Origin of the sequence: Acinetobacter sp. YH12135, from assembly GCF_013418565.1 — a bacterium.
Taxonomy (GTDB): domain Bacteria; phylum Pseudomonadota; class Gammaproteobacteria; order Pseudomonadales; family Moraxellaceae; genus Acinetobacter; species Acinetobacter towneri.
Genome location: NZ_VPBU01000029.1, coordinates 1 through 26,419, shown reverse-complemented (window position 1 = coordinate 26,419; position 26,419 = coordinate 1). Strand labels below are relative to the sequence as shown.

The following is a 26,419-nucleotide window of genomic DNA, read 5'->3' as shown; positions in this document are numbered from 1 at the left end:
TCATCCAATTATTTTAACAGTATTTTTCTTAATAGTGACTATAGTACAAGTATTTAAAACGACATTTCGTGTCGTTCATATGGTTTACTCCAGTCGCTTATATCCTCGTGCTGAACCACGAGGTTTTTCGCTCCAGTGGATAAACTTCTTTCACAAATCCGATTAAAACCATACTTCAATCCCCCATCATCCTCTTACGGAAGATATTCCTCATCCCTGAGCCATATATGGCGCAAGAGAAGGGATTTTCGATACTAATTTAATTTTGACCTATACGGATAAACTGAAAAGACAGACACAACGTCAGCTTTTTAAAAACTCACAACTTACCCAAATGCGCCAAACAACGATGAATCGCACCACAACCCGGCTGAAAGTGCTGCACACCTTTGGCTTCTTCCATACGGCACACCTCACTCACCAAACGATCTGCCACACCTCGACCACGGTTTGCAGGATGCACCACAATATATTCAAGCGTACGATGATCATCTTGCCCTGTGCACCAAATCGCACCAATCGCTTTAGTATTAAATTCTGCCGTGTAAAGTAGGGTATACTGAGCCAAGTTCTGCTCAAGTTGGCTTACCGCATCTTGCCCATCGCCAAATTCAGGGCTGGTATCATACAGTCGCTCAAGCTGGCTGCGCACTTCGGTATTTTCCAGTGAAGTATAGGCATGTACGGTAATAGGCATTGATTAACCCTCCTGAGCAATCTAATATGCTGAGACTTCGTCACAGCGAAAACATTTTACATCAATCATTTTTGACGTTTTTTGAGGAACGTGTCTATGACCCAACGTATCAGTGAAGTGGTGAGAAATACCAACGAAACTAAAATTCGAGTTCGTGTGAATCTGGACGGTACGGGTCAAGGCACACTCAACACTGGAGTTCCATTTTTAGACCATATGATTGATCAAATCAAGCGACACGGTTTGTTTGATATTGATATTCATTGTGATGGCGACTTGGAAATTGATGATCACCACACTGTAGAAGACTGTGGTATCACGCTTGGACAAGCTTTTGCTCAAGCTTTGGGCGATAAAAAAGGTTTACGACGCTACGGTCACTTTTACGCACCACTTGATGAATCTTTAAGCCGTGTGATTGTCGATTTATCGGGTCGTCCGGGTTTATTTATGGATATTCCATTTACCCGCGCACGTATTGGTACTTTTGATGTGGATTTATTCTCAGAATTCTTCCAAGGCTTTGTCAACCATGCATTAATGACACTGCACATCGACAACCTCAAAGGTAAAAACAGCCACCACCAAATTGAAAGCGTATTTAAAGCATTTGCACGTGCTTTACGCATGGCATGTGAAGTCGATCCGCGTGCTGAAAATACAGTGGCATCAACCAAAGGAACACTCTAATGACCCGAATTGCCCTTCTTGACTATGGCATGGGAAATTTACACTCTGCAGCGAAAGCTTTAGAGCATGTGGGTGCAACGGTAGATGTGACCAATGACCCAAAACTGATTGCACAAGCCGATAAAATTGTGTTTCCAGGTGTGGGTGCTATGCGTGATTGTATGCAAGGCATGCATGAAGCTGGCATTGATGACGTGGTACGCAACGCGGTCTTTAATAAACCTGTACTTGCAATTTGTGTAGGCATGCAGGCGCTGATGCAACATTCCGAAGAAAATGGCGGAGCAGATGCACTGGGCATTTTTGCAGGTACAGTCAAACGCTTTCCTGAAGTAGCAGGTTTAAAAGTGCCACACATGGGTTGGAATCAGGTACATCAACGTGACCCGAGCCACCCTATGTGGAACAACATTGAACAAGATGCGCGTTTTTACTTCGTGCATAGTTTTTATGTTGAACCGCAAGATGAAAAAATCGTGGCCGCGACCTGTGATTATGGTTTAACTTTCTGTACAGCCCTGCATCAAGACAACTTGTTTGCAACGCAGTTCCACCCAGAAAAAAGTCACACTGTTGGTTTGCAGTTACTAAAAAACTTTGTGGAATGGAATATCTAATATTCAGGATGCTTCAATCAATAAAGCCGAGTTAATCTCGGCTTTATTTTTGCGTGAATGTTTTTCACTTTTATTGCACATTGATTTGTGTTTAAAATTAAAGCGTTTTTTATACCTTTTATTCAAAATAAACTGAGGGTCTGTCGATAATTGGTCTATGTTTGCGATGTGAGAGAGATATCTCACAAGATTTTTGAGCAAATATACGGTATGCGACAGAAAATTCAAAAAATCTAGGAATTACAACAATGAGTCAATATGTAGAAGATTCTGCACTCAGTGCAGCGGGGCGTTTTGGTCGATTATCATTTTTAGCGTGGAACTGTTTGCTCAGCTTGGGGCTTGCAGTACTGATTGCAATTATTGCCGTTGTTGCACCCAATTTATTGCTAGAGCTCGGCTCTGGCTCTATGGGCATCGGCATGATCTTGCTCGTGATCATTTATATCGTTGCGTTCTATTTTAGCTTTATTTTCACCATCCGCCGCTTGCATGACCGCAATCATACTGGCTGGTTATCTTTGCTGATTTTGGTGCCTTTGGTGAATATTATTATGGGTTTATATTTGGTATTTGCACCTGGCGATGATCGTCAAAATAGCTATGGTGCGGTACGTGAAACTGCAGGTTGGGAAAAAGTACTGGCTTGGATTTTTATTGTGCTGATGATTTTGGCGATTATTGGCAGCTTCTTGTCAGGTATATTCAGCAACGTCTAAGCAAAAATATTCCACTTGGTTGATATTTCGAAATAGCCCATCTATTGGGCTATTTTTTCAGGATATTCGCTGCAATCTTTGTCCTGCACAGCATTTTCAATCTTTTAAACTTTGCCAAATTCCGCAAAACGCTTTAGGCTAAAACCGCTTCTTTACCGCTTTGAATGTTATGGATCTCACTCGTCTGCGTACCCTGCCTAGCCCTGATGAAATTCGGCAATTGCCACTGTTTGAAAATATTGCGCGTCAAAATATTGTACTGATTCAAAATCTAGAGCAATGTCTAGCAATTGAAGCTGAACTGAAAACCGCAGCTGTCTTGGGTTTCGATTCTGAATCTAAACCCACGTTTAATGTAGGCGAAGTTTCTACAGGCCCGCATTTAATTCAGCTCGCAACCTTAGAAAAAGCCTATCTATTTCAGCTCAATGATGACATTTGGCAATTTTTGCAGCCAGTTTTTGCCAATCGCGATCAAATTAAAGTAGGTTTTGGGCTGAAAAATGATGCCCATTTATTTCGTAAAAAAGGTATACAACTGAATAGCGTGATTGAACTATCCAAATGTTTTGGCAGTTTTGGTTTTAAAAGTCCGCTTGGGCTTAAAAATGCCATGGCATTATTATTTCACGTTCATTTCCCTAAAAGCCGAAGTATCAGCACCTCAAACTGGGCATGCAAACAGCTCAGTGAAGCACAAATTGCCTATGCTGCCGCCGATGCCTACGCACCTGTGTTGATATTTGAAGAATTGGGGCGTTTGGGTCTATTGCCCGAGCATATCCCAAACAGTTCACTCAAATTGCGGATTCGTCCCTCTAAAACAAAACCTACAACAGATGCTTAGATATTTAACAATACTTTGTTAAGATGCACAGATTGAATTCAATAAGTTTTTGGCAAGGAGCGAAAGCATGCTGATCATCCCTGCAATTGACCTGAAAGATGGCAAGTGTGTTCGTTTAAAACAAGGTCGTATGGAAGATGATACTGTATTTTCTGACGATCCAGTGGCAACAGCACAACACTGGGTAAATGAAGGCGCGCGTCGCTTGCATTTAGTCGATTTAAACGGCGCTTTCGCAGGTACGCCAATTCATAAACCTGTGGTTGAAGCGATTGCAAAATCACAACCGGATCTTCCAATTCAAATTGGTGGCGGTATTCGTTCACTCGAAACCATCGAACACTATTTGGATGCAGGCGTATCGTTCGTGATTATTGGTACCAAAGCCGTACAAGAGCCTACTTTTGTAGAAGAAGCCTGCAAGAAATTTGCAGGACACATCATTGTCGGCATTGACGCCATGAATGGCATGGTGGCTACTGATGGTTGGGCCAACGTCACAGACGTGAAGGCAACAGATTTAGCTAAGCGTTTTGCCGATGCAGGTGTATCTAGCATTGTTTATACCGATATTGCCCGTGATGGCATGATGCAAGGTGTGAACGTAGAACAAACCGTAAACTTGGCGCAATATTCAGGCTTACCTGTGATTGCTTCTGGCGGTGTGACCAATTTAGATGACGTACGCAACCTAAAAGGTCAGCCTGGCATTTTAGGTGCGATTACAGGTCGTGCAATTTACGAAGGCACGTTAAGCCTGCGTGAGGCACAGTTGCTTTTAGATGAGCAATCTTTGTAATTCTGCCGCGTATTTTTAAAGAGGTCTGCGGACCTCTTTTTTATTTTGATTTTATTTTACTCATTTTGAGTTTTCTTCATCTCCCACTGGTTCTATGTCTCAGCTTTCACCAATGCTTCGCAGCAAAGCGCCGCAACTGGCGCTCATTTTGATTACCTTAATTTGGGGTGCAACCTTCATTACCGTGCAATACGGTTTGAACTTCAGCAGTCCAGTACTGTTTGTAGGCTTACGTTTTGCCGCAGCCACGTTGGCCGTGGGGCTGATTTCATGGCGAAGCTTACGTGGTTTTAGCATCGATGAACTCTATGCAGGCTTTGCCATAGGCGCAGTCATTGCGCTAGGTTATGTCACTCAAACCATTGGCTTACAAAGTATCAGCAGTAGCGAATCGGCCTTTTTAACGGCGCTGTATGTCCCGCTTGTACCGCTATTGCTGTGGTTATGCTTTGATCAACGTCCGCATGTCATGACTTGGTTGGGTGCTATTTTGGCATTTGTAGGCTTGGTCTTTTTAACAGGCAATGGCTTAGGCGCAATTCAGTTAAGTTTTGGACAAGCCATTACTTTAATCGGTTCAATTGCGATTGCCTTTGAAATTATTTTAATTAGCTATTTTGCCAATCGGGTCAATTTAAAGCGCGTTACCCTCATCCAACTGGGTTGTGCATCGTTATTGTGTTTTGCGATTGCACCATGGGTTGGAGAAACTCAATTGCCCGAATTTCAGTGGTCACTCCTTGCTGTTTTGCTCGGCTTAGGCATTGCCAGTGCCGTGATTCAATTGGTGATGAACTGGGCGCAACGACAAGTAGACCCTGCGCAAGCTGCTATTATTTATGCAGGTGAGCCTGTTTGGGCCGCATTGATTGGACGTTTGGCAGGCGAGCGCTTGGCAGTTCTGGCGTTGTTCGGTGGACTACTGGTGGTTTTAGGCGTGCTGGTCAGCGAATGGCGACCAAAATTTTTAAAACGAAACACATCATCCCAAAAAGTTGAATGAACAGCATCTAGGCAAGATCGCTCAAAACATCTTAAAAAGACGAACGAACGTGAATTTAATGATACATCGGTAAATTATCATTCACGCGAATTAAACCGCGTATAGCACGGTAAACAATCCATAACCACGAAATAGCAACCACTGCGATACAGAAAAGTGTCGCAGCCAAAGTCATACTGGCAAAGCTTTGCGCATCTGGACTAAAGAACACCAAAAAGAACGGCACAAAGGCCACAATATTCCAAAACAGATACCACCAGAAGCTGCGAATTTGCCAAGTAAAATGACTGGCAAAAATTGAACCTTGTACATCACTACGTTTTAAATAGTTGATGATTAAGGCAATAACGGCCAATATCCCCGCAGAAAAAATCGCCACGATATACAGCACATATAAAATCATGGTCAATGAACGATGTGGGTCTTGATCTACTGAATATGAATGCTCTGCTTCTGACATAATGCACCTGACAAGCCTGTTACTGGAACAATATTCCCAATTAGATACTGAGCTGATTCAACGGAGAAATTAACCATAAAATCAGCAAGATATTTAAGCCTATCGTACAAAAATAAATCTTACCAAAGGGTTGTTTTTGTGTTTTATGGCGTAATTTTTGTTGTGCTAACCATGCTGCAGGCCAGCCCCCTAAAAAAGCCACGATATGCAAATTATTTTCAGGAATACGACGCCCGCCCTGCTGTGCAGCTTCTTTATCTTGTGCATACAGCCAATAACTCAGCGCATTCATCAAACTGATGAATAATAACAACATGCCGCTGAGCAATCCCAACAGCGTCAGCAAAGCCAAAGCAACAATATAAGCCACACATAATATTTGCATCGGCTGCATTTTTTGCGTGATGTTGGATGTTTTCGCACTCACAGCAGATGCCTTTGCTGCTTTGGTCTGCGAAGCTTTTAAATACACCGCTTGCTGTGCTCGGTAACGTCCGCGCTCATCCACAGTTACGGTATATTCCAAGGCACAGCCCACAATTGGACGTGGCCCTTGTCGGGCGAAGTCCTTAATGTGTAAAAACACGCGATCTTTTTGGTGGTCATTCGGCTGAATAAACCCATAACCCTGCTCATCAAACCATTCGACTAAACGCCCTTGATCACGCATGTTCTATATCCCTCAAGCTGTCACAAACTTTAAGCGTTCAATCAGCATATTCCGCATTTCATCTGGATTTTTCTGCAAAATATCTGCGCCTGTCCGCCCTTCTGCCGCATTTTTAGCAGCCACCTGCAAACGCATTAACCAAAAACGTCCTGCCGCCATTGCCAAATACAGTTCCAAACAGGCTTTTTCGTCTTGGGTTAAAGGACGCACCGTTTCGTAGGCATTTAAAAATGCAATCGCCTTGCTTTCATTTAAGCTCAGCTCAGGAAAATCGGTACAAAAATCATTCAGCGTAATCGCAATATCAAACAGCAATTCATCTTGATTTAATTCATAAAAATCTAAAATGCCTTGCAACTGATCATCTGCAAACAAGGTATTGTCACGGAATAAATCCGAGTGAATAAAACCTTTGGGACGCTGCGGATAGACTGCGGTTAAAGCTTCATACAAGCCCAAAAGTTTGGACAGTAAGGCTTGATCGGCCACATGCATTCTTGGTTTTAATTGGCGTGCGACCCCTGCCCAATAAGCATGATCACGTACATGATCGCGCTGCAAAGGAAAATTTTGTAAGGCCACATGCATTTTGGCTTGTGCAATCGCAATCGCTTCCACTTGCGCCACTGTTGCCAGTGTCGGATGCTGCCCAATTAAACGCGGTGCAATTTGTGCAGGTTTTTCTTTTAATTGGTGAATGGCTTGTCCCGAATAGGATAAAGGCACTGCCACAGGCAAACCCGCTTGCCCCAAATGCTGCAATACAGGAATTAATTCACCTGCCGCTTGCTGATCTAATTCTTCAAAAATGGTCAGCACGTACTCGTTTTGATTGTCGCAGCGCAAAAAATAATTGGTATTTTGAATCCCCCCTTGAATGGGAATCAGCTCGACCACCTCCAATCCATAAGGCGCTGCAAAGACCTGAACTTCCTTTAAAGTCAAAGGAGTATAAACCGACATAGAAAACCTGCGAAAAACCTGAGCTAAGTTTGATAGAATACCCGCTCCATCTGCCAAGGTGTAGCGCTTGTGTGGGTGAGTTTCATAATCGGCTGTAATAATTGGAAAAATTTATGCTAGCGAAACGTATTATTCCTTGCCTAGACGTAGATAATGGTCGCGTGGTTAAGGGCGTGCAATTCCTTGATATTCGTGATGCGGGCGACCCTGTCGAAGTGGCGCGTCGTTATAATGAACAAGGTGCCGATGAAATCACCTTTTTAGACATTACCGCTACCCATCATGGTCGTGATACGACTTATCGTACTGTAGAACGTATGGCAGAAACCGTGTTCGTGCCCCTCACCGTTGGTGGTGGCGTGCGTAAGGTTGAGGACATCCGCCTGTTACTTAACGCAGGTGCAGATAAAGTCAGCATTAACTCTGCAGCCGTCTTTAACCCTGAATTTGTGCAAGAAGCCTCACAGCGTTTTGGCGCGCAATGTATTGTGGTTGCCATTGATGCGAAAAAAACGGGTGATAACAAATGGGAAATTTTCACCCACGGTGGTCGTAAACCAACAGGTATTGATGCCATTGAATGGGCAGTGAAAATGGCAGACTATGGCGCAGGTGAGCTATTGGTCACTTCAATGGATGCCGATGGTACCAAGGCAGGCTATGACTTGGCGCTCATGCGTGCCATCAATGACCGTGTGACTGTACCGACGATTGCGTCTGGCGGTGTAGGTAATTTACAGCACTTGGCAGATGGTATTTTAAAAGGTGGTGCAGATGCGGTACTAGCTGCCTCAATTTTCCACTTTGGTCAGCACACTATTCCAGAAGCCAAACAATATTTGGCAGCGCAAGGCATTGAAATGCGTTTGTAATTTCTAAAACAAAACTGTTTTAGACTTTAGTTTTTGAGCTTTAAAAGTGTAATCTTCGGGTTACACTTTTTTATTTAGCCCAAAATACAGGCAGAAAAAAAGGAGTCCGAATGCCACTACTGTCCCATATTTCGCTTTAAGAACCCCTTGTGTTCCATAGATACCCGTCAATATTGAGCTGACGTTTTCCTTATCTGGATGAGTCAAAGTTCAGGACTCAAAAAGCCAGCATGAAATTCAGTAAAGGATTGAATCACAGTCATCATACTCATAAGCTTATTGCAGTTGAAAATGGTGAAGAAAATGACAGGGTACAAGGCTGTAAATTCCAGTTTCCCTCTGGGAGCCTTTGATATAAAGGGATAGAATCTGGCTATCCATTCGCGTGATAGCCTTGCGAAGTCGTGCTTCTCTTTCTTTTTAAACAGCTGTGACTGAAGTGTGTCATCACGATCTCCTGGTGTCGTGATCTGAATCTCACCATCATCCGTAAGGTCTTACTTGAATGACCATTGCGAGCATTAGAACCGCGCTTACGAGCTTTCTTTCATGTCCGAGGTGTAGGGTAAGTCCGGCATTGAGAGCCGCTAAAATAGTCAGTTTAGTCAACAATCGGCTGAATGGATTTAGATCATCTTCTGTTTTTATGGATTTAGCAAATTCTGCTATAAGGTCATTTAATTTTTGTTCTTCCAACATGATGCCTGACTTCGTTGTGACTATGAACATATAAAATTCAATCAATTACGCAATTTTATTTACAATCTCGTCTTCGACAAACTCACTATGATTCACTGTATGTTCTTAGTTTCTTGGCAAGAAATGCGATCAATGTCTGGTTATTTGTAGTCATAAAATTGAGTCGCCTGTTTTTTAAAGGGGATTGAATTAAGGCTTATAGGATTAATTCGTAAGATTGTGTTCAGCGAACGCTTACGCTTTAGTTACCGCTATGCTGAAGTGGCTGAATAAATTGCCCCTTTAGATATAAACAGCCCTCAATAGAGAGCTGTTTTTAGTATTCACCACGCTTGATGGTTGATTGATCGCGAATGCAATGTGTCTAAACCTATTCTATTCATTCATACTGCACCGCCATGTAAATCTTTATTTACGCTGTGGCTCGTCAGCCCACCGTGCATAACTCTTCGTGCTTTTCAACAAAACGCCCGCTTGTTTTGCAGCGACGCCACTATAGTCCTGAGAGAAACTATCTGAATTTTCATCAAAACTCACACCATCAAATAATGGGAAAGTTCCGGCTTTTTTCTGAATCACCACATCATCAATCATCCAGCCGCGGAAACCATTATAAAGTCCATCGACCGTTCTAAATTGGAATTTCAGCTGAACATTGGCCTTGCCTGCATATTCATCTAATGAAATTGCTTCTTGCTGAACAGCAGCCGGTGCGAGGTTAAAGCCTAAATTACTGTATGGAATCGGCGCGCGATCATATGCAGAAGATGGATCTGCCAGCGGGTTTAATCGAGCCAAAGTCTTAAAACTGTTACCGCCGTCGGTAGAAACTAAAATATTCATCAAATCAAACCCCTGATTATTTGGATTGACTGACTCAATTTCCCACCATGTTTTAAAGCTTAAACTCAAAGGCGCCTGATACTGGCTTAGATTAATCACAGGTGAAATCAATTCTCCCCTATTGTCATGCTGCGAGGTGCCGCCATCAAACTCTGGAGCCGTAGATGAATCACTTAAAGCACCAATAAAGTTGCCATTTACTTTGTCACCATACCAATATGCCGTATTACCTTGCAGTGGCTCAGGTACCTTGCCTTGACTTTGGTCATTTGGCGCTAAGCGCACACGCTGATTCACTTGATTATTACGAATATTGTGACCTTTGTTTAGCAGCTGCCAATCGACATTCGCCACACTTGGCTGTGAGCTTGTCCATGCATTGCGAGTAGTAGAGTCCGCTTCAAAAGTTTCACGCCATACCGCATCTGCAGATGTCGTTTCAGGCAGCACTTCAAATTGATAGCCCGATGCAGAAGAAGCAATGACCGTAACTTTTTTTGTCATGGTATTAGTTCCTGCACTGCTAATAGTGAGCGTGGCATTTTTCAATGCTTCAAGCAGAGTATTGGAGACGTTAAATGAAAGCGTGAAATAACCATTAGCATCGGTAATTGCACTAACAAATGCACCATTGGTCGCAGCACCGCCAGATAATGCGACTTGCGCATTCGCTAAAGGCTTTCCTTTATAAATGACCTGACCAGACAACGTACCGACTACTGCATCATTGACAGGTGCATCACTTAAGGTCTGACAGTCTTGGTCTAAGCAGTTGAGGACAACATTCAACACAATGCTCTTATTGGTATTTTTAGGATGGATCAAGAATGCCGAAACTGCAGACTGTCCATTTTTAGTGACCAAAACATAATATGTGCCTGCAGCCAATTTAGGCAGTTTAACGATGCCTTGAGCATTAGCAAGGTAACTTTGACCTTTAAAATGAGTCGCTGTCGGTAAACTATTGATCGGTGGAAATAGCTGTTCAGAATCATCTGCTGTACTTGCATTTGTTGCTGTTTTCAAACTACTTGCTTGTAATTTCTTCCACTCTTCGTCACTTAAAATCTGAATCGACGCAGCATTTAAGGTAAGGTTATTCACATCCAACAGCGTCAGCTCTTCTACACTTTTTTGAACCATAGCCTCGGCAACTGGCTCTGATGGTACTGGTACGTTTCCTGTTTCATCACTGTCACTACCGCCACATGCTGTTAAACCTAAGACACCCGTGACCATCATTATTTTTACAAATGCTCTATTTTTCATCTATTCTGCCCTCTGGATTTTGTATTTTAAAATTTTATCTCTACTTAGAACTTTGCCAGCCCAAACATACTGGTCAATATTCCAGCAAAATAATACCCAATTTCCACCAAATGCGCAAATTTCACATTTTATATTTTTTATAGTTTTTTTCTCTATTTTTTTTAGTTAATGTATAGCCAAATGGGCTTTGTTCCACAAAGATTTGAAAGACAAAGTACCCCGAAATGAACCAAATTTAAGGCGTAACTTGGGTAAGTACTCTACCTAATTGCTTACATCTGTTGAGGACTGCTACAAGTGCATGCATCTTAGTTTCAACCCAACTGCGCCGATGATAGCCTGATCATTTTTCCATAGTGTCCTACCTGAGATTAACTGTTCGAAGTCATTTATCTCGCTCTAGCGAGCTGCTCTTTGTATCTTTGTATGCTTTCTCATTTTCTAGGTGGAATCACCGCATGCGCTTAACGCCTTATTGTTATGGATAAAATCCACCATTATTTGTGTGGGCGGTCGAGCTCCGCCTGGGCGAAAAAAGCAGCTGCTTTACGTAGAATTTCATTCGCACGTTGCAGTTCTTTATTTTCGCGTTCCAGTTGTTTGATACGTTCTTGGTCTGAAAGCTGCTGTACTTTAACTGGATTTTGTTTATCTAAATATTTTTGATACCAAACACGTAGTGTTTCAGGAGTACAGCCAATCTTAGGAGCGATTGCTGTGATTGCAGCCCAATACGATGGATAATCTTTTTCGGATTCAATCAATAATTGAACCGCTCTTTCTCTGATTTCAGGGGTATATTTTAATTTTGTCATCGGGACACTACGCTTCGCTACGTCTTGCGAAGCAATGCTTCTCATCTCAGAATATTGACTCTCCGACAAATCCGGTACGGTACAGTATCCCTTGCGTTCGGTCTGACCGTATTAACCGCGGCCTATGCACTTGGGCACATTTCAGGTGGTCAATTTAACCCTGCAGTCAGTATTGGTTTGTGGGCAGGTGGACGTTTTGAAGCCAAAGAACTCGCACCGTATATTATTTCACAAATTATTGGTGCGACTCTGGCCGCACTGGTGTTGTATCTGATTGTACAGGGTCAGGCAGGTTTTGCAGGCACAGGCGGTTTCGCGACCAACGGTTATGGTGATTTATCTCCAGGAAAATATGCCCTCAGTTCAGTATTATTGATTGAAGTGGTACTCACTGCTGGCTTTTTGATGGTGATTATGGGTGCAACCGCCAAACGTGCACCTGCAGGTTTTGCTCCAATTGCAATTGGTTTGGCACTGACCTTAATCCATCTGATCAGTATTCCTGTAACCAATACTTCCGTGAACCCTGCACGTAGTACAGGTGTGGCGTTCTTTGCTGAAACTGCAGCACTCAGCCAGCTTTGGGCTTTCTGGGTTGCACCGATTGTAGGTGCGGTGATTGGTGCGGTGATTGGTGCGGTGCTGTATCGCGCTATGGCAAAAGCTGAAGACTGATCTTCAAAACTTTAAATCCACAGCTTTTCAAGATGTCTGGGATTTATCTAAAAACACACAAAACAACAAAGCCCGTTCAAGCGTTTGAGCGGGCTTTTTAATGGCTTAGATGAGCAGATTAAAGTAGATTTAATATCTTGAGATGGCATCCATTATAAAAATGGATTTTCAATTTCACCCGCTTCGGGACGATCTAACTTTTCAGGCAGATTCGGAGTCTGCTCCAAAGTTGCAACAACTTCATTCAAAAAAGCCTGTAGTGCTTTGGCTGCCTGTAAACCCGCCTGATCTTTGCTGATTTGCAAATTGCCATACACATTGATGCAATCTAAATCATTTTCTAAGGTTAAGTCATGAATCGCATGTGATTCAGTCCCATTTTGAAACGGTTTAAACATTGAATTCACCTTAGCATGAAGGATGCAATATCCATCATCTTAACCCAGTTTAAGATTTCAACAACTGTAAAATATATTGCAATAAAGCTTCAATCAATTGCTTCACAATTGCATCTTGGGTATCTGCATCAATGCTAGCACCCGATGCAGGACTACTGCCTGAGCGTTTAAATTCGGTTTGCAAGGCTTGTAATTGCTCAGCAGATACATCTTCTGCGCACTGGCTTTCTGCATCCCAATGTGAGTAGGCAATCGGTGTATTGGCTTTTACAGCATTTGCAGTCAAAGGCAATTTATAGGTATTGCGCTTTTGTTCTTCACTTAATTGTGGGAATAAATTAATGCCCAACTGTTCTTCTAAATAGCAGACACTCACCACTTGCACCTGTAACGAGTCGTTATTGGGCGCGTAATAAGCCCCTATCGCGCCTGTTTTGGGCATATACACAGCTTTATACACCGCAGTCGGCACAATAACGCCCTGCCCAATGGTTTTTAGACGCTTGGCATTAAAACTTGGCCCCGTAATCACATACACATCTTGCTTTTGCTTAGTCACCACCGCTCGGGTGGCTTCTTCAAGTTCACGCCAGACCTGCTGATTATTTTTAGGGGCTTGCGGCACCATATTTGCCAAAGAAAAACTGTCAAACTGGGCTGCCAAGTTGGTCATGTCGGCATTCGGTGCCATGTGTCCACGGTCATAACCCGAACCACGATAATCCAGCAAAGTCGCACGATGCTCGGCTTTGACGCGCGGTTCTTCGTGAAAGTTATCTTCACGTGGAATCCGCTGACTCAAACGCGCTGGTGTTAAGGCTTCTGCCACCCATAACGGGGTTTTGGATACCCCTGAATACATCACATTAAAGTCATTAAAACACAGCGGATAGCTGTCTTTTTGCAGGCTATTTTTCAGTAAATAGGGCGGCGTTTCTCGATAGAACTGGGTTAGGCAAGCACTATTTCCTGAACTCGGCACCAGTGAAGTCCACTGGCTAATTTTTTCTTGACCAAAAGCAATCACAAAACTCCCTGTTGCCACTACACCGAGTAGCACTTTCAAGCTGTTTTGATTGAAAATTTGAGTCCAAATGTTGTTGGAATTGCGCCGTTTTCTTGCCATAACCGTTACTGTGACTTCGCTCTAAATCCGCAGAGTTTGCCCGAGCTTAACAATCCACTCACAGCTTGTATATGAAGCACCTCTTGTTCGTCTAACAATTAAACAAAACCCGCGCCATAACACCACAAAAGCCATACACAGCCTGAGTTTTAAGCACTTTTGACATCAGTCTAGATCAAGTTTGGTAGATTTGATTGCATCCGTTTTAGCGAATCTGCCAAGCTAAATACACCTTAAAGACATCGCTCAGCGACACCCAAGCGCATTGCGCTGCTCTAGCTGGATGTCATTGACGATTTAAATTGGTTTTAACTTTATTTTTGCGATTTTTGATGGAGAAATACATGCGTTTTCATCTTTTTGCTTGTGCTTTGGTTGGTAGCAGTATCAGCATTTCTGCCTTTGCCGAACCACCCATTCAAGCAGGTGATACTTTAGAAAGTTTATCTAAAGTCAAAATAAGCACCACGATTAATGGGCAAGCAGGCTCACTACAAGAATTAATCGCCAATGGTCAGATACGCATTGTACCGAGTACAGATACAAACTTAACAAGTCCAGCAGAAAATATAGCGCAACAGCCTGCAAACCAAATTTCAGCCGAACAAGCCAATCTGGCTCAAGACAATGTACCGATGACGATGCCTGTCGGGACTGAATCCGAACTGCAACACGCAGCGCAGGCAGAGCAAGTGAGCGAACAACACATACAAGCCACCTCTGCGCCATTATTGTCATCTTCAGCCGATTTACCTGTAAATGCTGGCGATGATGTGGATGTCACCGCAGAAGCGCTAAATGCTGCACCACAAAACCCTGCTGCATCTGAACAAGCAGCAGTCAATCTGCCCACGACTGAACGGCTTGAAACCACAGCACCTGCGGCACAGGGCGCAGATGTAAACGATATAGATTTAAGCCATCTACAACCAAGTGATACGGAACAATAAGATCTGTTTAAGACCAATCTTGAGCTAAAAATAAAAAACCAGCACTTTATAATGCTGGTTTTTTAAAATCTATTGAGCAGTTTTTAAATTTCGATTTGACTACCCAATTCCACCACACGGTTGGTTGGAATTTGATAGAAATCACTCACAGGACTGGTATTGCGCTGCATTGAAATAAACAGTTTTTCACGCCACGGTGACATGCCATCGCCCACCGTATGCACAATTCGATCACGCGAAATAAAGAAGCTCATTTGCATCATATCGAATTCAAACTCAAGCTGTTCATAGGCTTGTTTCAAGGCATTTGGAATATTTGGCTGATCTTTAAAACCGTAATACATGGCAATCCGATAAAAACGATCATCCAGTTTTTCGACTTGAATCCGATCTTGCTGCGCCACAAATGGAATATCACGCGTGATGACAGTTACCATGATATTGCGTTCATGTAAGACCTTGTTGTGCTTAATATTATGCAACATGGCATGTGGCACAATGTTAGGCGTACCTGTCAAGAAAATCGCATCGCCAGGGACAAATTTGGTTTCATTGCCCATACTAATACTGTGAATGAATAGGTCTATCGGCAAGGCATCTTTTTCCAAACGATTGAAAACCAATGCACGACCATCTTTCCACGTCATTAAAATGGTATACATGATGGCGCCAATTAAAATTGGCACCCATCCCCCTGACACAATTTTGAGCGAGGTCGAAGCCACAAAAATTAAATCTAGGGTTAAAAATGGCACTGCAAAAAGGGCAACTTTCCACATCGGCCAACGCCAAAAACCATAGGCCAGCACTGAAATTAAAATCGTGCCACACAGCATGGTCATGGTCACTGCCACGCCATAAGCACTGGCAAGTCTGGCACTATTTTCAAATAATAAAATTAAGATAAGCACCGAAATAAATAAGGCCCAGTTAATGAATGGCAAATAGATTTGACCACGTTCAACATCGGACGTGTGACGTACAGTCAGGCGTGGTAAATAACGCAATTGAATGGCCTGATTGACCATTGAAAATACCCCTGTGATCACCGCTTGAGAAGCGATCACCGCTGCAGCTGTGGCTAAACCAATCATCGGGTATAAGCCCCATTCAGGCACCAACATATAGAACGGATTTTCAATCGCTGCAGGGTTACGTAGCAATAATGCCCCTTGTCCTGCGTAATTCAATAACAAGCAAGGTAAGACAATCAAAAACCACGCGAGGCGAATAGGCATCCGCCCAAAATGCCCCATATCGGCATAGAGTGCTTCGCCACCCGTCATGGTTAAAATCACCGCACCCATGGTGAGAAATGCAACAAAGGGTTGCTCTACTACAAAGTTAAACGCCCAGTGTGGACTGACCATGGCCAATACAAATGGGGTTTGGATGATACTGAGCAGCCCTGCACCGCCAATGGCTAAAAACCACAGCAAAGTCAGTGGGCCAAAAAATTTGCCCATAGTGCCTGTACCATGACGCTGCACAATGAACAGTCCTGCCAAAATACCAATGGAGAGCGGTACGAGCCATTGATTAAAGATAGGCGTGGCAATACTTAGTCCTTCAATGGCAGACAATACTGAAATGGCGGGGGTGATAATGCCATCGCCAAAGAACAGGGATGCACCAATAAAGCCAAGTGCGATCAGGAAGATTTTTTTGTCTTCGGCAATACGGGTGGTGCGCAGGTTCAATGCCAATAATGACATGATCCCGCCTTCGCCATTGTTATCGGCACGCATAATAATGGTGACGTATTTGAAGCTGATGGTGAGCATCATGCACCAGAAAATTAGGGATAAAATTCCCAATACACTGGCTTGGGTAATTGCAAGATGCGCCGTTAAAAAAGTTTGTCTGAAGGCATACAGAGGACTGGTTCCGATATCCCCAAATACAACTCCGAGTGCAGCCAAGGTAATGACGGGTAAGGCTGCTTTTTTTGCAGTACTTTGCATAGGTGTCTTCGATTTAGACGGTATTTTTGAGAATCATAGCACTACGCTGAAAGTTTTTCTCTAAATCAAATTTTTCAACTTGGCTTTGTACTATTTTTTGGTTATTATCCACCGCCTATGGTGAAGTGTCCGAGTGGCTGAAGGAGCACGCCTGGAAAGTGTGTATACGTTAATAGCGTATCGAGGGTTCGAATCCCTCTTTCACCGCCAAATTCGAAAGAACTGCAATCCAACGCAGTGCACAAAGGCTTAAATCTAAAGGGTTTAAGCCTTTTTTATTGTCTATAGCAAAGAAGTGCATTCCCCTGCAATCGTTGGTATATTGTTGGTATAAGGGTTGGTATAGAGACAATACCAATGCATTTATACCAACAAAGGGGTATACCAACATGCTCACCGACACCAAAATTAGACGCCTCAAACCAACACCAGACAAAAAAACTCCAGATAAATATAATGGTCTACAACTCCATGTATTCCATACTGGTCGTATGAGTTGGATCTTTGCGTATCGCTTTAATGGGAAACAAAAAAACCTGACCTTAGGTTCTTACGAATTTATGAGTTTGGCACAAGCCAGAGCCAAGCATTTGGAAGCCAGGTCATTACTCGCTGAAGGAGTTGACCCAGGTGAGCAGAAAAAGAAGCAGAAGTCTAAAGCAAATGAGAACACCTCATTTAAAAGCTTAGCACTTGAATGGTTAGAAGGCAGAAAAGACTTTGTTAAAGAACCTACATATTTAAGAGATCTGTCTGTCTTTGAAAAAGACCTTTTTCCCTACATCGGTAAAATGCCTATTGAAGAGATTAAAGGAAGAGATGTTCTGGACTGTGCTCAACGAATAGAAGCTCGCGGTGCTCAGGAGATGGCTAAGCGATCCATCCCTTTAGCAGGTCGAGTATTCAGGTATGCCATCCGAAAAGGTTTAATTGAAAACGACCCCACCCCTCACCTGCACGAAGCATTGAAGCCTAGAAAAGTGAAAAACATGGCACGACTGGATATATCAGAGTTTCCAGACTTCCTGCACCGCATAGATCGGTACCACGGTAATATCCTGGTGAAGACGGCGCTACAGTTAATGACCCTAACCTTTGTGCGTACAGCTGAACTTCGGATGATGGAATGGGATGAGATTAATTTTGAAACCAGAGAATGGCGTATCCCACCTCACAAAATGAAGATGGCCTTACTGCACATTGTCCCTCTATCCAACCAAGCTATTGAACTACTGGAAAGCCTGAAGCCATTAACCGGACATAAGCAGTACGTTTTTTACAACCATAGTACAGGGAAACCATTAAGCAGTAATGCACTGTTGAGTGCCATTAGAACCATGGGCTATATGGGTAAAATGACAGGCCACGGCTTCAGGGGGCTGGCATCAACCACATTACATGAACAGGGATACCTGCATGATGCCATTGAAGTACAGCTGGCACACAAGACTGGTAACGCCGTCTCTCAAGCCTATAACCATGCTCAACACTTACAGTACAGAACCAAGATGATGCAGGAATGGGCAAATTTTATAGATAGCCTTAGAAATAATATTGTTCCATTTCCTAAAGGGAAACGTGCTTAAAAATTTGAATGCTTAGCAAAAAATTAGTCATTAGAAGTAAGGTTTTTTTGCTATATTCAGTTTGCTAAGTCTAGGCTGATCCCCGAAAGTCGGACACCCAATCCGATTGACTTAGCTAATTTTTTGGGGAGCTGTGGGAAGCATATGAAAAAGCAAAAGCCAAAAGAATTATTGGAAAGATTACCTTTTCCTAACTACATGCCTCGGAATTGTTTTTACAATATTCTGTCTGAAGAAGATCAGAAAAAAAATGACTTAGATTTGCAAAAACATAATCATGAAGTGCTAGGCTCTATTGTAGAGGGAGCTTATAACAAAATGTTTGTTCTACTTGATTACTATGAAATAGATAAAGACGATGATGCTAAATGGCTTAAATTAGCATTTAAATTAGCAGCCACACACGAACCTGGCTTTCAAATGCAGGAATCCCCTTCTGGTCGAACCAATACATGGGATAGTAATCAGCTGCTAGGTTTCTATTGTCTAATTGAATTGATTAAAGAAGAAAAAGAAATCACGACCAATCATGCCTGTCAAATCGCGAAAAAAGACTGCTTCCCCGATTCACCTATAAGCATTAAGACATTGGCGAATAAATATTCATTAGCCAAAAAAGATAAGACAGCAATGGCGCTATATAGCTTGGCTTTAAAAATTGATCAAAAAAAGAATTCAAATGAAGCGAGGTTAAAAACATTACAAGAAATGTTTGACCCTTCAATAATATAGTTTCCCAGAAACCCCCACCCCCACTGTTTATGGGAAAAGTAAAACTTTAAAACTGTATCTATTGCAATCTTTGGCAAAGAACGCCACGGATATTTAGATAGGTTTTAAGTATGAATCATCCCACTCAAGAGCGATTTTTACGCATTAAAGATTTAGCGAATATTCCAGCTAAACAGGCGTCTACTCACATTTACAAAAGCGGCATTAACAAAGGTAAAGCTAAGGTAGTTAATGCTCGCCCAGCATCCGCAGGCTTACTTGGCGTCTCAGATAAAACTATCTGGAATTGGGTAAAACGTGGTGAATTCCCTGCTCCAGTAAAATTAAGCCCAACAGTTACAGTGTGGCGTCTTTCTGAAGTTCAAGCATGGATGGCTTCAAAAGGATTGGAGGTAACTCAATGAATAGACCTCTTAACTTTTCAACTGAAGCCCAAAACCAGTTAATTGAAATCAGTAATCGCTTTCATAATAGTGATAATCAAGCTGAAGCAACGACGACATCATTGAAAGTGGCGAAATACTTCCAGCGCAATCATCGTGATGTTCTTCGTGCATTGAGAGAGTTAGAGTGTTCTGCTGAGTTTAGCGTGCGCAATTTTGCGCTCACAGAATACATTGATACTCAGGGCAAACCCCGCCCAATGTATGAAATGACAAAAAATGGTTTTGTTTTTCTAGTCATGGGCTTCACTGGTAAGCAAGCAGCTCTTTTTAAAGAAAGCTATATCGCAGCTTTTGATGAGATGTCTGACTTCATCAAATCTCAGAATTTAACTCTTATTTCTGAATTTAACAAAGCTGTTCTGCAATATGAACGTGCATCCGATGCTGCCAGTGAGGCTGGCCGCAATCTAGTTTTATTCGGTCGCAAGATTAAGCCACATGCTGCTGAAAAAGTCGCAGAGCTTGAACGACAACTTCAGCCTCTATTATTTGAGGAGGAAGACCAATGAAAATTATTTTTTTAATAGCTCTTCTCAAACTGCAACGATTCGGCTATATTGATCCTGTTCGGTGCAAAATCATCGAATTAGCTTTGGTCGGCTATGAATACACAAGCGCATACAGTCCGCTACGGGCTTTTTTTATGCGTAAAATCTCTATGCTTCTGCATCTCTATGGTGAAGCTGGAGAGGGACATCTTCGGATGTGCAGGTCTCTTGTGTACCTGTCGACCAACCCTTTTCAGCTTTACCACCCTCACTTGGTCGTGACTGGTAAAGCTCCTAAACAAACACAAGGAGCGCATTCATCATGAACGCTAAAGTACAAATTCAATTTCCAGAACAATCGATTCGGTTTTACACTCACACGCAGCTTTTAGATGCTCACACTATAGTGCTTGAGACCACAACCAGCATACAAACTCTTATCGATCGAATCGACAAAAGTATAACTTTTCTAAAGACTTCTTATGAGAATGTACTTCACCCGAGCACATTCACAGAATTAGAAAGCCTTATCTCAATCGCACGTTATCTTTCTAACGATTTTTGCAATACCTTTGATGTGCAACTCGAAAATTATAAAAATTCAGTTACTGAAACTAAATGTGATGCTGGGGGTTTTCTGGATCTTTATGGCTTGGCTCATGAATTTTTTAATTGGCTTTCATCTTTAATTTTTCAAATAAAAGATGAACTTCGTACTGTCAAACAGACTTCTAAAGCACTTTGTGATGCAGTTTTTGCAAGTCTAGAAAATCTGATCAATATTGCAGACTATTATTCTGACAATCATAGAAACACTTTCAAAATTGAATTTGAAAAATTTGAGGCTGAATGGGAGGCTACTAAAAATGGATAAGCCTTCTATCTCCTCAGAAAAAATCAAAATACAGCCAGAGCCTGTTGTCGATCAGACAGCAATGCCCCCATCAGCTGCATATGTTGAATCAGTACGTATTACTCCAGAACGTCTTTGGAATACGGTACTGAAAAACCACCATCAGCAAGGAGGGCCTAGTGAGCATTGATGCAACACGCTGGGCTTGGACTGCTCCAGTAAATAACTCTTCGCAACGTCTCGTTCTGCTTTCGTTAGCAGATCGAGCTGGTGAAGAACATACGGCTTGGCCAAGCATAGATCGCCTGGCCAAAGATACCGTGCTAGACAAAAAAACAGTTCAAAAAGTTATTTTAGAGTTAATCAACTTGGGGCTAGTTGAAGATACAGGTGAACGCACGGGGCCAACTAAACGAGTTAGGGTTCTCAAGCTCAACGGCGTAAAGGGTCGCGAGGAATACACTCAAATTCAGAATGATTCTAATACACCCAAAAACGGGAATATTAAACAATCCCAAAAACGGAATGATTCCAAAAATGAGAATGATCCCGAAAACGGTGCTTTGAATATGCCCAAAAACGGGATGTTGAATGATCCCAAAAATGGGGTACAGAACCTATCAGAGAATCCATCCATGAATCTCTCTCAAGAGCACGATTGGATTCCTGATACAGATCAGCTGGCAACGAAGTTAAAAATGGCAGGATATGGAAATAGTCTTGACTCGATCTTTGGTCTGCCAAGTTTTGAGTTTGAGCTGAGTGCATTTAACTCTCACTTTGATAGTCAGGTCCTATCAAACAGTAAAAAGCTTCATAAGTTCACAGCGTGGATCATAGATAAGTTTGAGCGTTACAAAAAAGCAAACCCAAACTATGTGCATCAATTTCAACCTAATACTGTTTCAACTGATCAACCAATTATTAATTTGTCTGATAGTAAGCCTAAAAGTTTACTTGGGAGCATGTAATGAATACCAACTCGGCTCCGATCCATAATCTACAAATTGAGCAAGGAGTACTTGCTGCACTAATGACTGTGACTGGATCTTATGCGCAGGTTGAAAATTTACTATCAGTAGATGATTTTTATGCCGTACGTCACAAACTGATTTTTCAAGCGATAGTAAGTCTAGACTCAAAAAACTCGCCGTACGATGTTGTTCTAGTTAACCAATGGCTGGAAATGAATAACCACAGCTTAGCTTCAGGTGGTGAGCAATATCTCATGCAGCTAATGAGCGATGCTCCCTCTAGCTTCTATAACTTAGTGCCATACGCCGAAAAATTGAAAGACCTAACAGCATGTCGCCAAGTTGAATCGGAAGCCTTAAAAATCATTCAGCAAGCCCGTCATTTAAATGTCACTCGCGGTGAGTTGGTACAAAATGCTCAAGCTGCCTTTGCTGATTTGAATACTGAATCAGGTAGTGAGTCGTTATTCCATATTCATGATGCTGCAGCAAATACTTTTCAAGAAATGCATCGAAAAATTGATGCGGCTATCGCAGGGAAAACATTAATTAAAGGGATTCAAACAGGTATCTATGACCTTGATAAAAAGCTTGGTGACGTTGAACCTGGTTGCCTAATGGTGGTGGCTGCACGGCCCGCGATGGGTAAAACTACGATGCTCCAGCTCATCGCAAACAATGTAGCAGTCATACAGAAAAAGCCTGCCCTCATCATGTCTGGCGAAATGCCTAAAGAGCAGATCGCCATGCGTCTCTGTTGCGCGATTGCACCTGCAGATATTGGAGTAGTGCGCAACTCTCCTCATCTGCTACCTAAAAATGAATTCACCGCATATACAAACGCCGTTGTTATGCTTAAAAGCATACCAATGCATATCAATGACACTTCTCGACCTTCTATTGCCAATATCCGTGAATCCATTCGCAAAATACAACACCAATATGGGTCCATAGGTATTGTTCTTGTCGACTACCTACAGATCATGAAGACAACAAAACAATTCGCCCGAGAGGATTTAAAAATTGCCTATTTCACTGGTGAACTTAAAGCCTTGGCCAAAGAGTTTGATTGCGTCATTGTGCTTTTATCTCAGCTCAATCGTGAGTTAGAGAAGCGACCTAATAAAAGACCAATGATGTCGGATCTACGTGAATCAGGCGCGATAGAACAAGATGCAGACCAAATTATTTTCCTGTATCGAGATGAAGTCTATAACAAAGAAACTCGGTACCGAGGTATTGCTGAGGCTATTGTTGGCAAAAACCGTCACGGCGAAACAGGTACCGCATATATGCATGCTCAACTGAAGTATTGCCAATTTAGTAATTTGGATCCTGAAGCACTTAATGAAATTCAAGGAGCATAAAATAAATGGCACACAGCATTGATCGAACTATAGCGCAGAAGGCCGCAGCTGACCGATTCATCAATCTAAGAACTAAAAAGAAAGTTAAAGAATTTATTGTTAAACAGCGCGGTTACAAACATCCAGACTTTAATCGAATGATTCTGGACTTAAACAAATGTGGCTGGACACACGAAAAGATTGCATTTGTCTTACCAGTATCAGGTGCTTCAACAGTATCTGAATGGGCGCGCGGGGGTATTCCAAATTATGAAAATGGAGAGGCATTAATTCAACTATGGCAATCTGAAACTGGCGTTGAACGCGTTCCTCGTGAAGGTGAATGGGCTACATACCAATATGAGATTGGGCAATTAGAATTGCTTTAATCTTTTTAAAGCAATATTCTCGCGAAGAGTCCGACTTACTTTTGTACCTTGATGACTTTGATCATAGATTCTCAAGGTTAAAGTAAGTATGCTGATTCAGCAAATTTGCAAATTACAATAAGGGGTATTTCAAGTGAAAACTTTAATTCTTGCTGCAATCCTAGCACTGCCTACAACTATGGCCTTTGCTGGTTCATGCGATCATAGCTGGCAATCTGCTAAAGACGGTTCATCTTGTGGTGATCGTGCTGCTGATCGTCGCCCAGGTGGTCGTTAATCAAAAACAAATAAGGCTGCAAATGCAGCCTTATTTTTATGATCGTTTCTTTCTACCTATAAAAGCTAAGATTGGCCAAAGAACAATTGTTAAAGCCAAGACTCCCATAAAATAAAAAGTTAAAATCTTATTTACTATATAATCTTGATCGCCACTCATTAAGAAAACCATGGCAACAGGTCCGGCAAATAAAGAATAAATGTAAAAGTTTCCTACCTTTTCCCAAAATCTTTTCATCACTCCACAACCTTCTTAAATCAATCAGATAAGTATTTATTTTGGTGAGTAATACTTTCAACTTTATTTATTAATTTATAGCTGTAAATCAGTTATAGAATTGAAAAATAGTAAGCATATACAAGAGTCTCAATTAACTTTAAATTTCATCGGCTGGAAGTCATCAATATGAACTTTTTTAGCCTTCAGTAGGTCTTCTCTTTTACCATCTGCGACCAGGACGGCGCGCTTAACTTGAACTGTCCAAGTGCGACCCGCTCCGCACATAGTCTCTGATTCGATAAAGACATTCCCAAATGCTTTACCTTGAAGGTTTTGTATATCGCCGTAGGTTATTACATTCTCAGAAGTCCCCTGCACTCTGCCGGATTTATCTTTTGCCACCAGATCTAAATACAACTTGTCATTGGTTCCAAGAAAATCATGGATTGTCACATCCACCACGGCAGAACAGATCCCGGAGTTTACATAGCTAGTTTTGGAATGCTGCAGGGTGATTGGGGTAGCCATAATCATTGAGCTGAATAGATATACATGCATACCATAAAGTAATCTTTTCATTACATTGATTCCTAATTATTTAATTCGATCATTTTCTTAGCGAATAACAATGATTCTACCAAACCATTTAGGTTAATTTTTTCTGCTTCGTACTGTGAACCGTCTTTCCAAGAAAAACTCAATACGGTAGCTTCCTTTAATTTTCTAATAAAAGTCTCTGCAGCCACACCATGAGGTATGGCACTTACAGACAAAGTCATGATTTTTTGATTATCAAATTTATAGTTGATTTTGGTAACAGCTATTTCCTTAGGCTTTTCGAATCTAAAAACAATATCATGCCCATCTGCACTACTACCTATTCCAAACTGACCTTGTTGAGTAAAGCAAGTGAATATCTGGAGTCCTTTGTCAAAAGTGTGCTGACAAGTAGTAAGCCAAATATCGTCTTTGGTTGTATCAGGAACAAAGCTAAAGATAATGCTAGGCTTACCTTTTACTAGATCTTCATCAATGAAATAAGCTTGTTTCTTAAGTGGATCAATATATTGTTTTTTATATCCTTCGGGTAATTTAATACCGTGCATTTCTTGTCCAGCATTAGCAGACATTCCCAACATAAATAAAGTGAAACCCAGGATAATTCTTTTCATTCTCACACATAGCTTCCTTAAAGTACTATTTTGATAATACAAAAAAGGAGCCGAAGCTCCTAGTTTTATTCCGATAAATCCCACCAGTAACTATTACCTAGGTTCTCCAGGCGTTGCTGTGTTCTTGGTAAATAATCAGGATCAATCATATTCTGCATTTTGGAATACAGCATTCGATCTACGACCAGCTTACTGTACCAAAGATTCTGCAATGGAATATTACTCTTCAGGGTATTGGCCACCTCCATCATCCGGGTAGATTCTTTCCCCTCAATGATGTTGTTGCCCATCCCTGTTAGCAGCATACCCAACTTCATGCTTTGGCCTAATAATGGGCCACTGATAAAGTCTGATGCACTTCGACCGGTTGGATCTGAAAGTGCAGACATGATGTCCCCCAGGAAGGAAAGCCCTCCACCTTTAAGAAGTGACTTACCAAAGAAATCAATCGTAAATACCGGCTCTGGATTCTTACCATTGGCCAAGTTCTGGGTCTGAACAATCAATGCACCTGCTAGAGTTTGATAAGCCAGTAGCGAAGCTAGGAACGTCACCCGGCTCTTAATGTCTCCCTGGGCAAAGGCACGATGACCAATACGGAATGAACCGTACCGGGTTTGTCGGAGACTTTTTTATTTAAGTTAGGCCACCTGACCTAACGGGTTAATCTTATCATAGTACATTGCTTCAAACTCAAAAGGCGATACATAACCCAGTGCACTGTGTACACGCTTTTTATTGAACCAATCTACCCAGTTTAGTGTCGCAAGTTGTACATCTGCTAAACCTTGCCAATCTGCTTTTAAATATTCAATCACCTCTGTTTTGTATAAGCCATTCACCGTTTCAGCCAAAGCATTA

31 protein-coding genes, 1 tRNA gene and 5 pseudogenes are annotated in these 26,419 nt (G+C 42.0%); 21 read left to right on the top strand and 16 right to left on the bottom strand.

Annotation, left to right across the window (positions count from 1 at the left end):
- Positions 1-319 precede the first annotated feature (319 nt).
- On the bottom strand, positions 320-697 hold the full coding sequence (locus tag FTU70_RS13180; protein ID WP_180060708.1) for a GNAT family N-acetyltransferase: 378 nt from the start codon (positions 695-697) through the stop codon (positions 320-322).
- A gap of 96 nt (positions 698-793) precedes the next feature.
- Between FTU70_RS13180 and hisB the strand changes: the two genes are divergently transcribed.
- The 6 genes from hisB (at position 794) to FTU70_RS13150 (ending at position 5,372) form a co-directional block, all read left to right on the top strand.
- Positions 794-1,387 carry an imidazoleglycerol-phosphate dehydratase HisB gene (gene hisB, locus FTU70_RS13175; RefSeq protein ID WP_096902642.1) on the top strand — a complete coding sequence of 198 codons (594 nt, stop codon included), beginning with the start codon at positions 794-796 and terminating at the stop codon, positions 1,385-1,387.
- Entirely contained in the window at positions 1,387-2,004 is a 618-nt protein-coding gene (hisH, locus tag FTU70_RS13170; RefSeq protein WP_004974401.1) for an imidazole glycerol phosphate synthase subunit HisH, read from the top strand. The genes hisB and hisH overlap by 1 nt, the downstream gene beginning before the upstream one ends.
- A gap of 248 nt (positions 2,005-2,252) precedes the next feature.
- Positions 2,253-2,723 carry a DUF805 domain-containing protein gene (locus FTU70_RS13165; protein ID WP_004974398.1) on the top strand — a complete coding sequence of 157 codons (471 nt, stop codon included), beginning with the start codon at positions 2,253-2,255 and terminating at the stop codon, positions 2,721-2,723.
- Between the two features lie 169 nt (positions 2,724-2,892).
- Entirely contained in the window at positions 2,893-3,570 is a 678-nt protein-coding gene (locus FTU70_RS13160; RefSeq protein ID WP_004974396.1) for a hypothetical protein, read from the top strand.
- A 67-nt stretch (positions 3,571-3,637) separates the two neighbouring features.
- Entirely contained in the window at positions 3,638-4,369 is a 732-nt protein-coding gene (gene hisA, locus FTU70_RS13155) for a 1-(5-phosphoribosyl)-5-[(5-phosphoribosylamino)methylideneamino]imidazole-4-carboxamide isomerase (protein ID WP_004974395.1), read from the top strand.
- A 112-nt stretch (positions 4,370-4,481) separates the two neighbouring features.
- Positions 4,482-5,372, top strand: coding sequence for a DMT family transporter (locus tag FTU70_RS13150; RefSeq protein ID WP_228274487.1), 891 nt, complete (start codon positions 4,482-4,484; stop codon positions 5,370-5,372).
- A gap of 55 nt (positions 5,373-5,427) precedes the next feature.
- Here the strand turns inward: FTU70_RS13150 and FTU70_RS13145 are convergent, their stop codons facing one another.
- Genes FTU70_RS13145 through FTU70_RS13135 form a run of 3 tightly spaced genes read right to left on the bottom strand, consistent with a single transcriptional unit; the run spans position 5,428 to position 7,465 of the window.
- Positions 5,428-5,832, bottom strand: a complete 405-nt coding sequence (locus FTU70_RS13145; RefSeq protein ID WP_167846391.1) for a hypothetical protein — start codon at positions 5,830-5,832, stop codon at positions 5,428-5,430.
- A 40-nt stretch (positions 5,833-5,872) separates the two neighbouring features.
- Positions 5,873-6,502, bottom strand: a complete 630-nt coding sequence (locus FTU70_RS13140) for a DUF1294 domain-containing protein (protein ID WP_179994019.1) — start codon at positions 6,500-6,502, stop codon at positions 5,873-5,875.
- A gap of 12 nt (positions 6,503-6,514) precedes the next feature.
- On the bottom strand, positions 6,515-7,465 hold the full coding sequence (locus FTU70_RS13135) for a homoserine kinase (protein ID WP_179990270.1): 951 nt from the start codon (positions 7,463-7,465) through the stop codon (positions 6,515-6,517).
- A gap of 113 nt (positions 7,466-7,578) precedes the next feature.
- Between FTU70_RS13135 and hisF the strand changes: the two genes are divergently transcribed.
- On the top strand, positions 7,579-8,337 hold the full coding sequence (gene hisF / locus FTU70_RS13130; protein WP_004974384.1) for an imidazole glycerol phosphate synthase subunit HisF: 759 nt from the start codon (positions 7,579-7,581) through the stop codon (positions 8,335-8,337).
- A 345-nt stretch (positions 8,338-8,682) separates the two neighbouring features.
- Here the strand turns inward: hisF and FTU70_RS13125 are convergent.
- From FTU70_RS13125 to FTU70_RS13110, 4 genes and pseudogenes are all read right to left on the bottom strand, one after another.
- Positions 8,683-9,033: pseudogene (locus tag FTU70_RS13125) on the bottom strand (transposase); the annotation flags it as partial.
- Positions 9,034-9,444: 411 nt separating this feature from the next.
- Complete coding sequence (locus tag FTU70_RS13120; RefSeq protein ID WP_131260656.1) at positions 9,445-11,148, bottom strand: carboxypeptidase regulatory-like domain-containing protein; 1,704 nt, start codon at positions 11,146-11,148, stop codon at positions 9,445-9,447.
- 235 nt (positions 11,149-11,383) lie between these two features.
- Positions 11,384-11,612: pseudogene (locus FTU70_RS13115) on the bottom strand (IS5/IS1182 family transposase); the annotation flags it as partial.
- 1 nt (position 11,613) lies between these two features.
- Positions 11,614-11,963, bottom strand: a pseudogene (locus FTU70_RS13110) (transposase); the annotation flags it as partial.
- An 81-nt stretch (positions 11,964-12,044) separates the two neighbouring features.
- On the opposite strand from FTU70_RS13110, the pseudogene aqpZ reads away from it, so the two are divergent.
- Positions 12,045-12,638: pseudogene (gene aqpZ / locus FTU70_RS13105) on the top strand (aquaporin Z); the annotation flags it as partial.
- Positions 12,639-12,790: 152 nt separating this feature from the next.
- Here the strand turns inward: aqpZ and FTU70_RS13100 are convergent.
- Both FTU70_RS13100 and FTU70_RS13095 read right to left on the bottom strand, forming a co-directional pair.
- Complete coding sequence (locus FTU70_RS13100) at positions 12,791-13,036, bottom strand: hypothetical protein (RefSeq protein ID WP_004974374.1); 246 nt, start codon at positions 13,034-13,036, stop codon at positions 12,791-12,793.
- Positions 13,037-13,085: 49 nt separating this feature from the next.
- Complete coding sequence (locus FTU70_RS13095; protein WP_004974371.1) at positions 13,086-14,162, bottom strand: DNA/RNA non-specific endonuclease; 1,077 nt, start codon at positions 14,160-14,162, stop codon at positions 13,086-13,088.
- 344 nt (positions 14,163-14,506) lie between these two features.
- Here FTU70_RS13095 and FTU70_RS13090 point away from each other — a divergent pair, with 344 nt between their 5' ends.
- Positions 14,507-15,112, top strand: a complete 606-nt coding sequence (locus FTU70_RS13090) for a hypothetical protein (RefSeq protein WP_004974369.1) — start codon at positions 14,507-14,509, stop codon at positions 15,110-15,112.
- Between the two features lie 83 nt (positions 15,113-15,195).
- Here FTU70_RS13090 and FTU70_RS13085 read toward each other — a convergent pair whose 3' ends face one another.
- On the bottom strand, positions 15,196-17,076 hold the full coding sequence (locus tag FTU70_RS13085) for a potassium transporter Kup (RefSeq protein ID WP_004974367.1): 1,881 nt from the start codon (positions 17,074-17,076) through the stop codon (positions 15,196-15,198).
- A 119-nt stretch (positions 17,077-17,195) separates the two neighbouring features.
- Here FTU70_RS13085 and FTU70_RS13080 point away from each other — a divergent pair.
- The 12 genes from FTU70_RS13080 (at position 17,196) to FTU70_RS13025 (ending at position 24,167) form a co-directional block, all read left to right on the top strand.
- Positions 17,196-17,286: transfer RNA gene (locus FTU70_RS13080), tRNA-Ser, on the top strand.
- 179 nt (positions 17,287-17,465) lie between these two features.
- On the top strand, positions 17,466-18,662 hold the full coding sequence (locus tag FTU70_RS13075) for an integrase arm-type DNA-binding domain-containing protein (RefSeq protein WP_180060707.1): 1,197 nt from the start codon (positions 17,466-17,468) through the stop codon (positions 18,660-18,662).
- A 144-nt stretch (positions 18,663-18,806) separates the two neighbouring features.
- On the top strand, positions 18,807-19,394 hold the full coding sequence (locus FTU70_RS13070) for a hypothetical protein (protein WP_180060706.1): 588 nt from the start codon (positions 18,807-18,809) through the stop codon (positions 19,392-19,394).
- Positions 19,395-19,504: 110 nt separating this feature from the next.
- Positions 19,505-19,798 (top strand): AlpA family transcriptional regulator, encoded by a 294-nt coding sequence (locus FTU70_RS13065; protein ID WP_180060705.1) that lies wholly within the window; start codon positions 19,505-19,507, stop codon positions 19,796-19,798.
- Complete coding sequence (locus FTU70_RS13060; protein WP_180060704.1) at positions 19,795-20,349, top strand: Rha family transcriptional regulator; 555 nt, start codon at positions 19,795-19,797, stop codon at positions 20,347-20,349. Before FTU70_RS13065 ends, FTU70_RS13060 begins: the two co-directional genes overlap by 4 nt.
- Positions 20,346-20,654 (top strand): hypothetical protein, encoded by a 309-nt coding sequence (locus tag FTU70_RS13055; protein ID WP_180060703.1) that lies wholly within the window; start codon positions 20,346-20,348, stop codon positions 20,652-20,654. The genes FTU70_RS13060 and FTU70_RS13055 overlap by 4 nt, the downstream gene beginning before the upstream one ends.
- Complete coding sequence (locus tag FTU70_RS13050; RefSeq protein ID WP_180060702.1) at positions 20,651-21,202, top strand: hypothetical protein; 552 nt, start codon at positions 20,651-20,653, stop codon at positions 21,200-21,202. The genes FTU70_RS13055 and FTU70_RS13050 overlap by 4 nt, the downstream gene beginning before the upstream one ends.
- Positions 21,195-21,371, top strand: coding sequence for a hypothetical protein (locus FTU70_RS13045; protein WP_180060701.1), 177 nt, complete (start codon positions 21,195-21,197; stop codon positions 21,369-21,371). The genes FTU70_RS13050 and FTU70_RS13045 overlap by 8 nt, the downstream gene beginning before the upstream one ends.
- A complete protein-coding gene (locus tag FTU70_RS13040; protein WP_180060700.1) occupies positions 21,361-22,152 on the top strand; it encodes a helix-turn-helix domain-containing protein in 792 nt (263 codons plus the stop codon). Before FTU70_RS13045 ends, FTU70_RS13040 begins: the two co-directional genes overlap by 11 nt.
- Positions 22,152-23,522 carry a replicative DNA helicase gene (dnaB, locus tag FTU70_RS13035; RefSeq protein ID WP_180060699.1) on the top strand — a complete coding sequence of 457 codons (1,371 nt, stop codon included), beginning with the start codon at positions 22,152-22,154 and terminating at the stop codon, positions 23,520-23,522. The genes FTU70_RS13040 and dnaB overlap by 1 nt, the downstream gene beginning before the upstream one ends.
- A 5-nt stretch (positions 23,523-23,527) precedes the next feature.
- The gene (locus FTU70_RS13030) at positions 23,528-23,890 is read left to right on the top strand and encodes a hypothetical protein (protein WP_180060698.1); all 363 of its coding nucleotides are present in this window, start codon (positions 23,528-23,530) and stop codon (positions 23,888-23,890) included.
- Positions 23,891-24,023: 133 nt separating this feature from the next.
- Positions 24,024-24,167: a hypothetical protein gene (locus FTU70_RS13025; protein ID WP_180060697.1), complete on the top strand. Its 144-nt coding sequence runs from the start codon at positions 24,024-24,026 to the stop codon at positions 24,165-24,167.
- Between the two features lie 36 nt (positions 24,168-24,203).
- Here FTU70_RS13025 and FTU70_RS13020 read toward each other — a convergent pair whose 3' ends face one another.
- From FTU70_RS13020 to FTU70_RS13000, 5 genes and pseudogenes are all read right to left on the bottom strand, one after another.
- Positions 24,204-24,404: a hypothetical protein gene (locus FTU70_RS13020; RefSeq protein WP_024437259.1), complete on the bottom strand. Its 201-nt coding sequence runs from the start codon at positions 24,402-24,404 to the stop codon at positions 24,204-24,206.
- A gap of 129 nt (positions 24,405-24,533) precedes the next feature.
- Positions 24,534-24,965 carry a hypothetical protein gene (locus FTU70_RS13015; protein WP_180060696.1) on the bottom strand — a complete coding sequence of 144 codons (432 nt, stop codon included), beginning with the start codon at positions 24,963-24,965 and terminating at the stop codon, positions 24,534-24,536.
- A gap of 11 nt (positions 24,966-24,976) precedes the next feature.
- On the bottom strand, positions 24,977-25,558 hold the full coding sequence (locus FTU70_RS13010; protein ID WP_180060695.1) for a hypothetical protein: 582 nt from the start codon (positions 25,556-25,558) through the stop codon (positions 24,977-24,979).
- A gap of 65 nt (positions 25,559-25,623) precedes the next feature.
- Positions 25,624-26,160 (bottom strand): annotated as a pseudogene (locus FTU70_RS13005) (hypothetical protein); the annotation flags it as partial.
- A 39-nt stretch (positions 26,161-26,199) separates the two neighbouring features.
- Positions 26,200-26,419 (bottom strand): integrase core domain-containing protein (locus FTU70_RS13000; RefSeq protein ID WP_032031668.1); only part of this gene is annotated, 220 nt, incomplete at its 5' end.

What these genes read in the sequence shown, in the direction of transcription:
- FTU70_RS13095 (WP_004974371.1), bottom strand. Translation starts at nt 14,162, where the DNA reads ATGGCAAGAAAACGGCGCAATTCCAACAACATTTGGACTCAAATTTTC.
- FTU70_RS13070 (WP_180060706.1), top strand. Translation starts at nt 18,807, where the DNA reads ATGAAAAAGCAAAAGCCAAAAGAATTATTGGAAAGATTACCTTTTCCT.
- FTU70_RS13165 (WP_004974398.1), top strand. Translation starts at nt 2,253, where the DNA reads ATGAGTCAATATGTAGAAGATTCTGCACTCAGTGCAGCGGGGCGTTTT.
- FTU70_RS13120 (WP_131260656.1), bottom strand. Translation starts at nt 11,148, where the DNA reads ATGAAAAATAGAGCATTTGTAAAAATAATGATGGTCACGGGTGTCTTA.
- FTU70_RS13020 (WP_024437259.1), bottom strand. Translation starts at nt 24,404, where the DNA reads ATGAAAAGATTTTGGGAAAAGGTAGGAAACTTTTACATTTATTCTTTA.
- FTU70_RS13140 (WP_179994019.1), bottom strand. Translation starts at nt 6,502, where the DNA reads ATGCGTGATCAAGGGCGTTTAGTCGAATGGTTTGATGAGCAGGGTTAT.
- FTU70_RS13030 (WP_180060698.1), top strand. Translation starts at nt 23,528, where the DNA reads ATGGCACACAGCATTGATCGAACTATAGCGCAGAAGGCCGCAGCTGAC.
- FTU70_RS13050 (WP_180060702.1), top strand. Translation starts at nt 20,651, where the DNA reads ATGAACGCTAAAGTACAAATTCAATTTCCAGAACAATCGATTCGGTTT.
- hisB (WP_096902642.1), top strand. Translation starts at nt 794, where the DNA reads ATGACCCAACGTATCAGTGAAGTGGTGAGAAATACCAACGAAACTAAA.
- FTU70_RS13150 (WP_228274487.1), top strand. Translation starts at nt 4,482, where the DNA reads ATGCTTCGCAGCAAAGCGCCGCAACTGGCGCTCATTTTGATTACCTTA.
- FTU70_RS13045 (WP_180060701.1), top strand. Translation starts at nt 21,195, where the DNA reads ATGGATAAGCCTTCTATCTCCTCAGAAAAAATCAAAATACAGCCAGAG.
- FTU70_RS13015 (WP_180060696.1), bottom strand. Translation starts at nt 24,965, where the DNA reads ATGAAAAGATTACTTTATGGTATGCATGTATATCTATTCAGCTCAATG.
- dnaB (WP_180060699.1), top strand. Translation starts at nt 22,152, where the DNA reads ATGAATACCAACTCGGCTCCGATCCATAATCTACAAATTGAGCAAGGA.
- FTU70_RS13145 (WP_167846391.1), bottom strand. Translation starts at nt 5,832, where the DNA reads ATGTCAGAAGCAGAGCATTCATATTCAGTAGATCAAGACCCACATCGT.
- FTU70_RS13135 (WP_179990270.1), bottom strand. Translation starts at nt 7,465, where the DNA reads ATGTCGGTTTATACTCCTTTGACTTTAAAGGAAGTTCAGGTCTTTGCA.
- hisF (WP_004974384.1), top strand. Translation starts at nt 7,579, where the DNA reads ATGCTAGCGAAACGTATTATTCCTTGCCTAGACGTAGATAATGGTCGC.
- FTU70_RS13160 (WP_004974396.1), top strand. Translation starts at nt 2,893, where the DNA reads ATGGATCTCACTCGTCTGCGTACCCTGCCTAGCCCTGATGAAATTCGG.
- FTU70_RS13010 (WP_180060695.1), bottom strand. Translation starts at nt 25,558, where the DNA reads ATGAAAAGAATTATCCTGGGTTTCACTTTATTTATGTTGGGAATGTCT.
- FTU70_RS13090 (WP_004974369.1), top strand. Translation starts at nt 14,507, where the DNA reads ATGCGTTTTCATCTTTTTGCTTGTGCTTTGGTTGGTAGCAGTATCAGC.
- FTU70_RS13180 (WP_180060708.1), bottom strand. Translation starts at nt 697, where the DNA reads ATGCCTATTACCGTACATGCCTATACTTCACTGGAAAATACCGAAGTG.
- FTU70_RS13060 (WP_180060704.1), top strand. Translation starts at nt 19,795, where the DNA reads ATGAATAGACCTCTTAACTTTTCAACTGAAGCCCAAAACCAGTTAATT.
- hisA (WP_004974395.1), top strand. Translation starts at nt 3,638, where the DNA reads ATGCTGATCATCCCTGCAATTGACCTGAAAGATGGCAAGTGTGTTCGT.
- FTU70_RS13075 (WP_180060707.1), top strand. Translation starts at nt 17,466, where the DNA reads ATGCTCACCGACACCAAAATTAGACGCCTCAAACCAACACCAGACAAA.
- hisH (WP_004974401.1), top strand. Translation starts at nt 1,387, where the DNA reads ATGACCCGAATTGCCCTTCTTGACTATGGCATGGGAAATTTACACTCT.
- FTU70_RS13085 (WP_004974367.1), bottom strand. Translation starts at nt 17,076, where the DNA reads ATGCAAAGTACTGCAAAAAAAGCAGCCTTACCCGTCATTACCTTGGCT.
- FTU70_RS13100 (WP_004974374.1), bottom strand. Translation starts at nt 13,036, where the DNA reads ATGTTTAAACCGTTTCAAAATGGGACTGAATCACATGCGATTCATGAC.
- FTU70_RS13065 (WP_180060705.1), top strand. Translation starts at nt 19,505, where the DNA reads ATGAATCATCCCACTCAAGAGCGATTTTTACGCATTAAAGATTTAGCG.
- FTU70_RS13055 (WP_180060703.1), top strand. Translation starts at nt 20,346, where the DNA reads ATGAAAATTATTTTTTTAATAGCTCTTCTCAAACTGCAACGATTCGGC.